Source organism: Lysinibacillus sp. FSL M8-0216 (assembly GCF_038595555.1).
GTDB classification, from domain to species: domain Bacteria; phylum Bacillota; class Bacilli; order Bacillales_A; family Planococcaceae; genus Lysinibacillus; species Lysinibacillus fusiformis.
On sequence record NZ_CP152007.1, the window covers coordinates 1,788,721 to 1,800,683 of the forward strand.

An 11,963-nucleotide genomic window follows, 5' to 3' on the forward strand; every position below is an offset into this window, starting at 1 on the left:
AAAGGGTGTTAAGATAGACACATAAAATACACAATTAATAATTTCCGTGAAGGGGATATCCTAAAATGAAGTTAACAAAGCCGCAACCTCTAACAATTGAGGGAGGCAAAAAAGCCGTACTATTATTGCATGGATTCACAGGTAGCACAAAAGATGTGAAAAAGCTAGGAGAATTTTTATCTCAACGAGGTTATACCGTTCATGCACCGATTTATAGTGGTCACGGAGTAGAACCAGAAGCATTATTAGAAACAAAACCAGAAGACTGGTGGAACGATGTTGTTGAAGGCTATAACTTCCTTCAAAGTAAAGGCTATGAAGAAATTGCAGTTGTTGGCATTTCACTAGGTGGTGTTTTCTCATTGAAAGTAGCAGAGACATTTCCAGTAAAAGCATGTGTAGCGATGTGTGCACCAATTACACGTGATAATTCAAAAGGCTTATTTACACGTTTGTACCACTATGCTCGTTTATATAAACATTTTGAAAATAAATCAAAAGATCAAATTATTTCAGAATTACATGAATTACGTATTTCACCAAAAGATTCATTAGATGGTGTAACACGTTTAACGACTGAAACACGTGATGATTTATCAACAATTAAAGCTCCGACATTAGTTCTACAAGGGTCATTAGACGATGAGCTTTATCAGGAAAGTGCACCGTTTATATTAAATACTGTAGAAACAGATGACAAAGAAATCATTTGGTATGAAAATTCAGGTCATATTATTACGTTAGATAAAGAACGTGACAAAGTATATGAAGATGTTTATAAATTTTTAGATCATATTGAATGGTCAGTTGCAAATTAAGGAAGGGCTGTCAGAGGACAGCTCTTTTTTTATGCAATAACATTCTATATTCATAATGTTATTCGAAAAAACTATTGTAATTATAATAAATGCTTGATAACATAATTGAATTGTAATGAAAAATCATTCGATTAAAATAATTTGCTATAGTTAAAAACTTCTAAGGAGCACATCAATTATGCAACAAAAAATACCTTTCTCAACCTATGCAGTCATCGGTACTATGTTATTTGGGCTGTATTTTGGAGCAGGGAATCTTATCTTTCCAATCCAATTAGGTCAATTAGCAGGGACCCATTTTTGGCTTGGATTAATCGGATTTTTAGTCACAGCTATCGGTCTACCATTCCTCGGAATTTTAGCGATTGGTTTATCAGGTAGTAATGGCTTATGCGATCTAGCGAGCCGTGTTCATCCCGTCTTCGGTATTGTCTTTTCATTGGCCCTTTACTTAACAATTGGCCCGTTTTTTGCCATTCCACGTACAGCGACCGTACCTTTTGTAGTGGGCTTTGAGCCATATATTCAAGCACAGCATGTTACATTATTGCTTGCCGTGTTTAGCTTCATTTTTTTCGCCATCGTTTTTTACTTCTCGTTAAATCCAGCAAAAATTATGGATTACATTGGTAAATATTTAACACCAGCCTTTTTAATTGTGTTATTCATTTTAATTATTACGAGTATCGTCAAGCCGATGGGGGATTTTCAACAACCGATGGGCGATTATATAGATGCTGCCTTTATGACAGGCTTTAAAGAGGGCTATAATACGATGGATGCTTTAGCTTCCCTTGCCTTCGGGATTGTGGTCATTAATGCAATTAAAAGTGCAGGTATTTCAGATCGGAAGGAAATAGCGAAGGCGACATGGACGTCAGGTATATTTGCAATGGCCCTTATGATGCTTATTTATGGCCTGATTACGTATATGGGTGCTTCTAGTATTTCAGCTGTAGGTACCTTTGATAATGGGGGTTTAATTTTTGCCTCAGTGGCAGACCATTATTTCGGTTCATTCGGTGCTATTTTATTAGCCGTTATCATTGTGCTCGCTTGTTTAAAGACAAGTATCGGCTTAATCACTTCATGTAGTGAATTTTTCCACGAAGTGTTTCCGAAGATTAGCTATAAATGGTTTGTATTTTTATTGTGTGTTGTATCCTTCATCATTGCCAACTTCGGATTAAACAATATTATACAGTTCGCCATCCCAGTTCTTATGTTCCTATATCCACTTGCGATTGTTTTAATATTACTGGCTCTTAGCTCATCGTTCTTTCACAATAAGCAAACGGTGTATGCCATCGCGATGATTTTCACATTTTTCATTAGCGTAATAGACGGCTATAAAGCCTTAGTAGTAAGTGTGCCTGAAGCGCAATTACATGTATTTGATGTTGTAGAGAAGGCTTATTCTTCCATCTTACCGTTTTATGATATAGGGTTAGGGTGGATATTGCCTGCGGTTATTGGAGCAATACTTGGAGCTCTAATTCCATCTAAAAAGTACTATAATTAAAAGTAAGCACGCACAGAAAATGAAATCTGTGCGTGCTGTTTTTTTACGATATTAGTAAGCAGTCCATCCACCATCGACAGCAATGACTTGTCCGTTCACAAAGCTCGCTTCGTCTGAGCCAAGGAAAATAGCTAACTGAGCAATTTCCTCAGGTTGACCAGCACGAGGATTAATCGATAAACCAAGTGATTGGCGTGCTGCACCTGTTTGACTCATATTTGTCATGGAAGAGGCGATATTCGTCATAACTGCCCCTGGCGCAATACCATTACAGCGAATATTTTTATCAGCATACATAAAGGCTGTATTTTTAGTTAATCCAACAACGGCATGTTTAGACGCAGTGTATGCAGCTCCTGCACGTGCACCGTATAAGCCACCAGCAGAAATATTATTGACAAAGACACCATGTCCTTGAGCAAGGAAAATGTCTGTGGCCATACGCATTGAGCGCATCACAGCTGTTGTATTCACCGCGAATACTTTATCCCAACGATCATCAGAGATTTCTCCAACTGGCTCCATACCATCCATGATACCTGCATTATTGACTAAAATATCTAATTGTCCATAGTTACTTTTTGTTTCATCAAATAAACGTTGTAAGTCTTCTGTTGATGCGACATTTGTTTGAATGGCAAACGCTGTACCCCCAGCCGCTTGAATGCCTTCCACAACCGCTTGGGCACCATCTAAATTTAAATCTGAAACGACAACCTTAGCACCTTCTTTTGCATAACCTTCTGCTATAGCTTTCCCCATCCCTGAAGCTGCACCTGTCACAATTGCTACTTTACCTTCTAATCTCATCTCAAAGACCTCCTCATACTATTTTTCGATAGATATTGAACATCTGTTCATTAAAATCATATAATAAATATGAAAGCGATTTCAATATGCAAAATATCCGGATGTGTTGAGTAATCAACACTTTTGGAAAAACTGTTTACTAAGGAGCTGAAAAAATTGTCTACAACAGATTTACGTATTATTAAAACAAAGCAAGCTTTACACGCCGCCTTATTGACACTGCTTAGTCAAAAGCCTTTGGAGCAAATATCCATTGCAGAAATATGTAGAGAGGCCAAGGTGAATAGAGGAACCTTCTATTTGCATTACGAGCAAAAGGAAGGACTCTTTGAAGAATACTTTCAAGAGATTATGGAGGATTTATACCAATCCTACGAAGAACCTTATCGTGCCGTGACAACATTGGATACACATCAACTAGATCCGAACACGATTCGTATTTTTCATCATATTGAACGCTTTAAAATGTTTTATCGGATTGTGTTTTCCAAAAATGTCCCATTGACATATTATTACATGCTGTTTGACGGAATTTACTCATTGCTAAAGAGAGACATTACCTTACATCACGAGCATCAAATGACAGAATCAATTTCGATTGATTATTATAGCGCCTACCAAGCAAACGCGATTATCGGACTCATTATCCAATGGTACCGTGGGGACTTTAGCGACAGCGTAAGCGTCTTAAATCAGCAACTCGCCACTATTTTGAAAAATGTCCGTAGTGGAGGATAGAGCGTAAAAAGAGGAGATGGGACGCTTGAAATGAAGCGAAATGAAGAAATCGGTGGATAGAACGGCCGAAGTGACGGATAGAACATTGAAAGTGACGGATAGAGCGGAGAAAGTGGCGGATAGAACGCCAAAGTGACGGATAGAGCAGAGAAAGTGGCGGATAGAACGCTCAAAGTGACGGATAGAGCGGAGAAAGTGGCGGATAGAACGCTCAAAGGGATGGAAAAAACGCTCAAAGTAGTGGATAGCTCACTCAAACTAACGGATAGCCCCACCCCGTCCATCCAGAAATGAACAGAGCAAGGGGCTATAGCATACAACTAACTAGAGGTAAGAGCAGGAGCGGGCTTGATTGCTACGGTTACTGTAGCGATTGCCAGAGTGACTAGGATGATGATGGCTAAGGAGCTACTGTTTTGTAGTAAATTAGCGGCACTTCCTCCGAAAATAATAGTGTAATAGCCATCGGCACCGTAAGTAGCGGGGAGCATGGCAGCTAATTGCTGGTAGCCTTCAGAAAGCATGGTTTTCGGAACGAGTACTCCAGAGGTTACTAATTGGAGAGATAGAGCACAAATATTGAAGACCATGCCGATATTTCCAAAGAGAATGACGAAAACTTGTGCTAGGCAAAGGAAAGCTAGAAACAGCACAGATTGGAAGAAATAGATGGATAGAAAGCTTTCATTACTGGAAATAGTAAATAGATGCATTAAGCCGATTGTAAGGAATGGTAAAGTGAGAGCGACTCCAACATTGAGCAGCTGGCGTGCAAGGAATAATTGCCATTTTGAAACACTACTTTGTACCATTTGTGCGGCTTGCTGATGTTGCATAATCATCACCATAGCCCCTACAAAGGAGGAGATGATGACCATTAGTGGGACAAAGTTTGCTGCAAATCCCTCTACATCATTCGTTTTAACGATGGTCGCATTGACGGCATGATCTTTAACTGTCATCACGGTTGTTTGGACAGATGCGTTTATTTGCTGTGAGGTATTTTGCTCAAATGGAAGCTGGGCAAATTGTTGGGAAAAAACCTCGATTGCCTGATTTTGTTGTAATGGGTAGAGCATTTGGTTCATTTCTTCTGTTAATTGCTTAGCTACACCATCCATCATGTTTTTCGCAACACTAGCATTGGCCTGATTAATCGAATAAATGATTTCAGCTTTTTCTCCTGTCCGAAGCTGCTTCGTAAAATTAGCTGGAATTTGCATAATCATATTAATCTGGCGTTCATTGAGTGCTTGCTCGGCATCCTTCCTAGAGGAATACTCTTTTAGCGTAAATGGAATGTTGTCCTTCATGTCCTTTACTATTTGCGACCCCATTTCTGTATCTTCCGTCAACAAGCCTATCGATAATTGATCAGCTCGCTCATTGACGCCGTCATAGGCTGTCATCCAAATTGTAAAGAAAATTAATTGAAAGGCAATTGCAGCAACAATGCCAATATATGTTTCTCGAATTCTCAATAAAGTTTGTAAACCTCTCATTTTTAATCCCCCTTAATAAAGTAAGTACTTACTTGCATTGAAAGGAAAAATTTTTTCTAGGAAACGAGTCCCCTAGAAAAAATAGCAACACTTGTCTGTAATAGTTCTTCGGTTGGTATGTCAGACACCATAGTACCAAGACGTGCACGTGACATAAAATGACCAAAGTTAAGAGCAATTAGTGATAACGCTGCAGCTTCAAAATCAACCTCTCTTATCTTCCCTCGTTGTTTCATTTCTTGGAAGTATTGGCATAATTCCTTTTTGATTAGAAGAGGAATATTTGCAATTTCCTCACTAATTTCAGGAAACTGAATGGACTCCTTAAAGCCAATCATCACCAAATCTTTAATCGACATTAAAAAATCAAAATGCTTTAATGAGAAGTTTAATAAATCTTTTTCTAAATCCCACGTAACGTTTTGATGGATCTCCTGTTGTAAAAGGGGATAATACGAAAATTGTTCGACTATGGCTTTCAAGAGGCCACGCTTATTGCCAAAATGGCGGAAAAGTGTAACTTCATTGACGCCGGCTAATTCAGCAATCGTTTTCGTTGTGGCGGCAGTATAGCCCTTTTCACTAATCAATTGTAGAGCAGCTTCGATGATTCGTTCCGCGGTTCCCTTTGTTGTCAATCATAAACTTCCTTTCATGCAAGTAATCACTTACATGCTAGCATAGTGCATAATTCTCTGCAACAAAATTATTTGTTTCAAGGAAATAATTAGCAATAAGAACATTGACAACTATATCGACGGCTGATATAGTTTAGATGTATCGGCTGACGATATATTGGTGGACGATATAAAGGGGGATTGTATGACACAGGAGCATCCGCCGTTAACTGAAGGCGTATATTATATTTTATTAGCATTGTATGAGCCTAGACATGGTTATGGCATCATGCAATTAGTAGAGGAAATGAGTAGTGGGCGAGTACGCTTAGGCGCAGGTACCATTTATGGGGCCATTAAAACTTTACTTGAACGAGGCTGGATTGAGGCGCTCAATGAGGATGGTCGCAAGAAAGAATATGTAATTACAGAAACTGGGGATAAGATAGTTGAATATGAAATTTTGAGATTAAGGGAACTTTTTGACAATGGTATCCGTATAACGAGAGGAGTTGAATAATATGCATAAATATCGTTTGATGATTAATCCATATGCAATTGAAAAGTGGGTCAATAACATGGCTTGCCAGGGCTGGCATCTGAAAAAGTTTACATGGATTCGTTTTACGTTTGAGCGTGGAGAAGCAGGCAGCTATATTTATCGCCATGATGAATTAGAGCGATTTGGCACTCACTACGAAGAGGACTATCTAGCATTTTTAAAAAGTTCAGGCATTGAACAAGTTGATCGCTCTGGTAATTTTGTGTTTTTTAGAAAGGCTTCCCAGGGAGGTCCGTTTGAGCTTTATACGGATAAAAAAACTAAAATAGGAAGTCTGTCAAAAAAGATGGCACTCTTTTTCCCTCTTATTCTACTTAATTTATATTTTGGTATTTCAGGCTTGATCGGCGATTTTTCTCACGAAATGACGAATTGGATAGGGTTTATTTTACATAGCTTAAATCTAATTATAGTCATCTTATTCTCTTTCCCATTATATAGGCTTAGACGAGTCCGCAATCGATTGAAAAAGGAGTTAAATATATTTTCAGATTAGTGGACGTCTATTATTTTCTGGGAAATCAGAAAATAACAATAAATCTAGTAGGGGTGAAAGGATGGAAAAAAGAATATACCGTTTTTTTATAGATTATGAAAAGGAAGAACGGTGGGTCAATGAAATGGCAGACCGGGGGTGGAATTTAAAAAAAGCAGTTGTAGGTTATTTTATTTTTGAAAAAGGAACACCACAACAATATATTTATCGGAATGAATTAGTGAATAGCAAATCGAAGGACTATTTTGAGTTTCTAGAGGAGATGAATATAGAATGTGTGCACAAATTCGGTGTTTGGGCGTATTATCGAAAACCAAAGGCAGAAGGGCCATTTGAATTATTCTCAGATACTACCTCTAAAATTAGCTATATAAAGTCGATGAATCGTATTTTTATAGTACTGTTGCTATTCAATATAGTGGCTGGGCTTTATAATTTTTCGATGGGAGCTTGGGGACCTTCTGTAACAATCGTCAACACTAGTGTAGGATGTTTAAATTTTATCGTATCCATAATGGTGTGTATCTCTATATTTAAAAATGAAAACCGTAAAAAAAGATTGAAAGAAAATTTACATATATTCGAAGGATAAGGAGGGTGACAACATGACTTTACAGTTACAGCATGTCACGAAGAAGTACAAGGATTTTACGGCTGTAGATGGATTGAATTTTACAATTGAAAAAGGTGAAATCTTTGGTTTGATTGGCCAAAATGGTGCGGGGAAAACAACTACATTCCGTATGATTTTAGATTTACAGGAGACAACGGCAGGTACAATTACATGGAATGGTCAGCCAGTTAATGCGATTAACAGAGACGTCCTAGGATATTTACCTGAGGAACGTGGTATTTTCCCGACGATGAAAGTAGAGGAGCAGTTGTACTTTTTTGGTGAGCTACGTGGGATGAAAAAAGCCGAGCTGAAAAAGGAAATTGATTTTTGGATTCAACGTTTTGAGCTGGAAGAAAAACGAAAAGATAAGGCTGAAACACTATCAAAGGGGAACCAGCAAAAAGTACAGCTTATCGCCAGCTTTATCCATAAACCTGAATTTTTAATTTTGGATGAACCGTTTAGTGGATTGGATCCGGTTAATAAGGACTTACTGAAGGATGCCATTCTACTTTTAAAGGAACAGGGTACAACAATTTTGTTCTCTAGTCACCAAATGGATAATGTGGAGGAACTTTGTGATCACTTATGCCTATTAAAAAGAGGTGTTTCATTATTTTCTGGTAGTCTACTAGATTTAAAGAAACAATATGGCAAAACAAAACTGGCAGTACGGACAGATTGGTCAACAACACAGCTATTGGCGTTAGAAGGCGTCAAGGATGTACGTGTTGAGAAGGAACAAACAGTTTTAACATTAGTGGATGAAAGCTTTGCCCAAAGTATTTTTGAGCAGCTTTCCAATGGGAAGTATATTGAAAAATTCAGCCTGGATTATTTATCATTAGATGAAATCTTTAAAGATAAGGTAGGTGGCAATGTTGTCGAAGTTTAATTTATTGATGAAACAATTATATAAATCAAAAATAAAATCAAAATCCTTTATTTTAATGACATGTTTATATGTACTTGTAATGTCTGTAGCTGTTTTCTGGTCCGAAATTAAAGAGCTATTTACAGGTGATGATGAAGCACAGCAAATTGCCATTATTAATGAGACATCTGCTGATTTAAGTGGTATCTTTGTTTCCAATGGGGATATGGCTTTTATCCAAGATGAAAAGGATAGACCGACACTTGAAAAAAAAGTGAAGGACGGCAAACTAGATGCCATTGTGACGATTAACGATCAAGGTGGTCAGCTACAAGCAGAAATTGCTACGTTTACACCCCTGAAATTAAACGATCAATCGTCATTGTCATCCTTATTACAATATGCTGGTCAGCACTATGCCGTACAGCAATTATCGCTTTCACCTGAACAGGCAGCACAAATTATGGCCGCTCAAACTACGATTTCCACTAAAAACTTAAATGAGGAATCAACGGGTGGAAAAAGTGAAGAAGAAAAGCAATCAGGTTTAGTTGTTTCCTATGCAGTTGGAATTTTAATTTATTTCTTTATTTCTACATTCCTATCTATGATTACGACTGAAATTGCCTCTGAAAAGGGCTCAAGAGCAATGGAAATGCTTTTAGTAAGTGTCAAACCAACTACTCATTTTAAAGCAAAAATTGCAGGTGTATTACTGCTTGCTTTAACGCAGATGGGCATTCTTGCAGCAGTATTCCTGATTTATGCTAAGCTCGTAAAAGGCGGTATCGTTTGGGATGCGGCTGCTAGCATTGTCAAAGAATTGTCTGTTGGCTATGTTATCTATGCCATTGTATTCCTATTGCTAACGGTTGTCCTGTATCTTATCATTGGCGCATTATTTGGCTCATTAGTATCGAAAGTAGAAGAAGCAGGTCAGGTATTAATGCCTGCCATGATTATTACGATTATCGGCTTCTATGTGATGCTAACAGGGATGGGTAATCCAGATACAATCATCATTAAAATATTCTCGTATATTCCATTAACATCAGGAATGATCATGCCTATGAGGATAGGTGCTACAGATATCGGAGGGTTAGTTCCATTACTATCTTTAGGTATTTTAATCGCAACGATTATAGTCGTGTACCTATTTAGCTTATCGTTCTATAAACGTAGTGTACTGACATATAGCTCAGGCGGGGTCATTCAAAAAATTAAAACAGTTTTAAAGGTTACCACTTAAATGATAAGCAGCTACACGATGATGTAGCTGCTTTTTGGTTGTTTCATGCCAACGTTAGAAAACAATGTAAAGGAATTTGCGTAATCAGTCGAATTTTGTTTAGAAAGAAGCTATAATTTAATAAAGAGCTTGAAATTGGTTTTGTCTTTCTATCGGAAATGAAACCTTTTTCCAAAGTAATCGTAAGTAAATTGTAGAGATAAATTGCAGGGGGTAAAACGTATGTCTGAATTCAACAATGATCTTTTAAAATCCAAGGACCCATTCGCTACTGAAAATCCTTTATTACAACCTAATCCGCTTATGCAACAAGAGCCTGAACAAAAGCCAGTACTTGTATCTGAGCAAGAGCTTTCACAAATTGCGCAAAACCAGCTTATGTTAAAGAAAGATCCAGAGGTTCATGCACTTGCTAAACGAATTGATGTTAAAGATCAAATTGCCATGCTAGAGCTTGGGAAAGAAACAGCAAGTGGCATTTCTACTTTTTCTGATAAAATGCTGGCTACTATGAAGTCCAGCAAACTAGAAGAATCGAGTGTCCTTTTAAATAATCTCAATAAAATTATGGATAAATTTGATCCTCAAGATTTCTCGGAGGAGAAAAAAGGTGGCTTTATTTCCAAGCTCTTTAATAAAGGAAAAGAGCAATTGGAAAAGTTTCTATCTAAATATGACAGCATGAATAAGGAAGTAGATGTCATTTACCGCGAAATTCAAAAATATGAAGGTGAAATGAAGCGAAATACAATTGACCTTGAAAATCTATACGATCAAAATTTAAATTACTTCCAATCTTTAAGTAAGTTTGTCGCTGCGATTGAAGTAAAGATAGAAGATGTTCGTTCAACATTACCGGCCCTTGAACAAAAGGCTCAGACGGGCGATCAATTAGCGGCAATGGAATATGAAACAATGCTACGTGCAGTGGAATTATTAGAGCAACGTCGCTATGATTTAGAAATGGCGCAGCAAGTATCATTCCAATCTGCACCTCAAATACGTTTAATGCAGCAAGGTAATAACCATTTAATTGCGAAGATTAACTCAGCCTTTGTGACGACAATCCCTATTTTCAAACAAGGTTTAATTCATGCCGTTACTTTAAAGCGCCAAAAGCTGATTTCCGATTCTATGATTGAGCTAGATCGCCGTACGAATGAAATGCTTGTGCGCAATGCTGAAAACATTAGTAAAAACAGCGTTAATATAGCACGAGCAGCAGGTAGCCCGAGCATAAAAATTGAAACAATTGAAACAACATGGCAAACGATTATGTCTGGTATTCAAGAAACGAAGCAAATTCAAGCTGAAACAGCGAGAAGTCGTGAAGAAGGTCGAAAACGTATTGAACGTTTGCAATTAGAATATGAAAAATTGAAAAAAATGTAATAATCGAAGCTTCTTGTAGAAATTTCTGCAAGAAGCTTTATTTATTTTGTTTGCGTTAAATGTTCTTTGACAAAAAGGAAAATACTGATTATGATAAAATTAAATGAGAATGATTATCAAATGAAAAAGGAAGCGAACAGATGTTATACAAAGCAATACGATTACATGAAATCATTCGTGGAGGAGTGAAATGATGACCAATAAAATAAAATCCTCTACATTGTCGTATGAGCCTTTTGAAGATGGAACGCTTGCTCTTAACGCAGCTGAAACTTTAATGCTTATTCCACAAAGCCGTTATTTAGAGTTATTGCATAAGGAAAAAGTGTACAGTGCGAGGCATACAGATTTAGATCATAAGCAAAATGGTATAGAACAAGAACGAAAGACATTAAAAAAACAAAATGCAGCACTTACAGAGGACTTGCAAAAATCTAAGCAGCAAAACATAGTCCTGCAAAAAAAAGTAACGGAATATAATTGCGTGGTAGAGGAAATGCAGGTGCTCCGACAACAAAATACGGAGCTATTAATTGAACTGAGTAAATATACGTCCTTGTCGAGAGAGTCATTAACGGGACCTCTTAAGTCGATGATTCGAAATATGCGAGAGCAAGGGGTTGGTATAAAGGAAATCCATATACGCATCAAACGCCAAATCAATCCAGATATTAGCTATAGTACAGTGCGTAAATATATCTCCGAGCTAGAATCAGAGCAGAAGGATGGACGGTGATCTAAGGAGTCTAGAAATTTGGCATTTACAG

The 11,963-nt window shown here is 37.5% G+C and carries 13 protein-coding genes; 10 read left to right on the plus strand and 3 right to left on the minus strand.

Going from position 1 to position 11,963, the window contains the following annotated elements; genetic code table 11:
* Positions 1–65 precede the first annotated feature (65 nt).
* Both MKX57_RS08400 and brnQ read left to right on the plus strand, forming a co-directional pair.
* Positions 66–818 (plus strand): alpha/beta fold hydrolase, encoded by a 753-nt coding sequence (locus MKX57_RS08400; protein ID WP_031419567.1) that lies wholly within the window; start codon positions 66–68, stop codon positions 816–818.
* A 178-nt stretch (positions 819–996) separates the two neighbouring features.
* Complete coding sequence (gene brnQ, locus MKX57_RS08405) at positions 997–2,340, plus strand: branched-chain amino acid transport system II carrier protein (protein ID WP_342550905.1); 1,344 nt, start codon at positions 997–999, stop codon at positions 2,338–2,340.
* A gap of 51 nt (positions 2,341–2,391) precedes the next feature.
* Here brnQ and MKX57_RS08410 read toward each other — a convergent pair whose 3' ends face one another.
* Positions 2,392–3,150 carry an SDR family oxidoreductase gene (locus tag MKX57_RS08410; RefSeq protein WP_008175594.1) on the minus strand — a complete coding sequence of 253 codons (759 nt, stop codon included), beginning with the start codon at positions 3,148–3,150 and terminating at the stop codon, positions 2,392–2,394.
* 156 nt (positions 3,151–3,306) lie between these two features.
* On the opposite strand from MKX57_RS08410, the gene MKX57_RS08415 reads away from it, so the two are divergent.
* Positions 3,307–3,888, plus strand: a complete 582-nt coding sequence (locus MKX57_RS08415; RefSeq protein ID WP_043989981.1) for a TetR/AcrR family transcriptional regulator — start codon at positions 3,307–3,309, stop codon at positions 3,886–3,888.
* A gap of 320 nt (positions 3,889–4,208) precedes the next feature.
* On the opposite strand, the gene MKX57_RS08420 is transcribed toward MKX57_RS08415, so the two are convergent.
* Together MKX57_RS08420 and MKX57_RS08425 are read right to left on the minus strand one after the other, a co-directional pair.
* A complete protein-coding gene (locus tag MKX57_RS08420; RefSeq protein ID WP_089984994.1) occupies positions 4,209–5,390 on the minus strand; it encodes an ABC transporter permease in 1,182 nt (393 codons plus the stop codon).
* A 56-nt stretch (positions 5,391–5,446) separates the two neighbouring features.
* Positions 5,447–6,028 carry a TetR/AcrR family transcriptional regulator gene (locus MKX57_RS08425; protein WP_089984992.1) on the minus strand — a complete coding sequence of 194 codons (582 nt, stop codon included), beginning with the start codon at positions 6,026–6,028 and terminating at the stop codon, positions 5,447–5,449.
* Between the two features lie 184 nt (positions 6,029–6,212).
* Here MKX57_RS08425 and MKX57_RS08430 point away from each other — a divergent pair, with 184 nt between their 5' ends.
* The 7 genes from MKX57_RS08430 (at position 6,213) to MKX57_RS08460 (ending at position 11,932) form a co-directional block, all read left to right on the plus strand.
* Positions 6,213–6,527 (plus strand): helix-turn-helix transcriptional regulator, encoded by a 315-nt coding sequence (locus MKX57_RS08430; protein WP_342550906.1) that lies wholly within the window; start codon positions 6,213–6,215, stop codon positions 6,525–6,527.
* Between the two features lies 1 nt (position 6,528).
* Positions 6,529–7,065 (plus strand): DUF2812 domain-containing protein, encoded by a 537-nt coding sequence (locus tag MKX57_RS08435; protein ID WP_089984990.1) that lies wholly within the window; start codon positions 6,529–6,531, stop codon positions 7,063–7,065.
* 61 nt (positions 7,066–7,126) lie between these two features.
* Positions 7,127–7,657: a DUF2812 domain-containing protein gene (locus MKX57_RS08440; protein WP_008175608.1), complete on the plus strand. Its 531-nt coding sequence runs from the start codon at positions 7,127–7,129 to the stop codon at positions 7,655–7,657.
* A gap of 13 nt (positions 7,658–7,670) precedes the next feature.
* The gene (locus MKX57_RS08445; RefSeq protein ID WP_008175611.1) at positions 7,671–8,576 is read left to right on the plus strand and encodes an ABC transporter ATP-binding protein; all 906 of its coding nucleotides are present in this window, start codon (positions 7,671–7,673) and stop codon (positions 8,574–8,576) included.
* The gene (locus MKX57_RS08450) at positions 8,560–9,804 is read left to right on the plus strand and encodes an ABC transporter permease (protein WP_089984988.1); all 1,245 of its coding nucleotides are present in this window, start codon (positions 8,560–8,562) and stop codon (positions 9,802–9,804) included. The genes MKX57_RS08445 and MKX57_RS08450 overlap by 17 nt, the downstream gene beginning before the upstream one ends.
* 222 nt (positions 9,805–10,026) lie before the next feature.
* Positions 10,027–11,196 carry a toxic anion resistance protein gene (locus MKX57_RS08455; protein WP_036125048.1) on the plus strand — a complete coding sequence of 390 codons (1,170 nt, stop codon included), beginning with the start codon at positions 10,027–10,029 and terminating at the stop codon, positions 11,194–11,196.
* A gap of 190 nt (positions 11,197–11,386) precedes the next feature.
* On the plus strand, positions 11,387–11,932 hold the full coding sequence (locus MKX57_RS08460) for a hypothetical protein (protein ID WP_008175615.1): 546 nt from the start codon (positions 11,387–11,389) through the stop codon (positions 11,930–11,932).
* The last annotated feature ends 31 nt before the right edge of the window (positions 11,933–11,963 follow it).

Bases quoted from the DNA above. Each gene is read 5' to 3' on its own strand.
- MKX57_RS08400 (WP_031419567.1), top strand. From the start codon at position 66: ATGAAGTTAACAAAGCCGCAACCTCTAACAATTGAGGGAGGCAAAAAA.
- MKX57_RS08445 (WP_008175611.1), top strand. From the start codon at position 7,671: ATGACTTTACAGTTACAGCATGTCACGAAGAAGTACAAGGATTTTACG.
- MKX57_RS08430 (WP_342550906.1), top strand. From the start codon at position 6,213: ATGACACAGGAGCATCCGCCGTTAACTGAAGGCGTATATTATATTTTA.
- MKX57_RS08410 (WP_008175594.1), bottom strand. From the start codon at position 3,150: ATGAGATTAGAAGGTAAAGTAGCAATTGTGACAGGTGCAGCTTCAGGG.
- MKX57_RS08440 (WP_008175608.1), top strand. From the start codon at position 7,127: ATGGAAAAAAGAATATACCGTTTTTTTATAGATTATGAAAAGGAAGAA.
- brnQ (WP_342550905.1), top strand. From the start codon at position 997: ATGCAACAAAAAATACCTTTCTCAACCTATGCAGTCATCGGTACTATG.
- MKX57_RS08460 (WP_008175615.1), top strand. From the start codon at position 11,387: ATGATGACCAATAAAATAAAATCCTCTACATTGTCGTATGAGCCTTTT.
- MKX57_RS08450 (WP_089984988.1), top strand. From the start codon at position 8,560: ATGTTGTCGAAGTTTAATTTATTGATGAAACAATTATATAAATCAAAA.
- MKX57_RS08420 (WP_089984994.1), bottom strand. From the start codon at position 5,390: ATGAGAGGTTTACAAACTTTATTGAGAATTCGAGAAACATATATTGGC.
- MKX57_RS08455 (WP_036125048.1), top strand. From the start codon at position 10,027: ATGTCTGAATTCAACAATGATCTTTTAAAATCCAAGGACCCATTCGCT.
- MKX57_RS08435 (WP_089984990.1), top strand. From the start codon at position 6,529: ATGCATAAATATCGTTTGATGATTAATCCATATGCAATTGAAAAGTGG.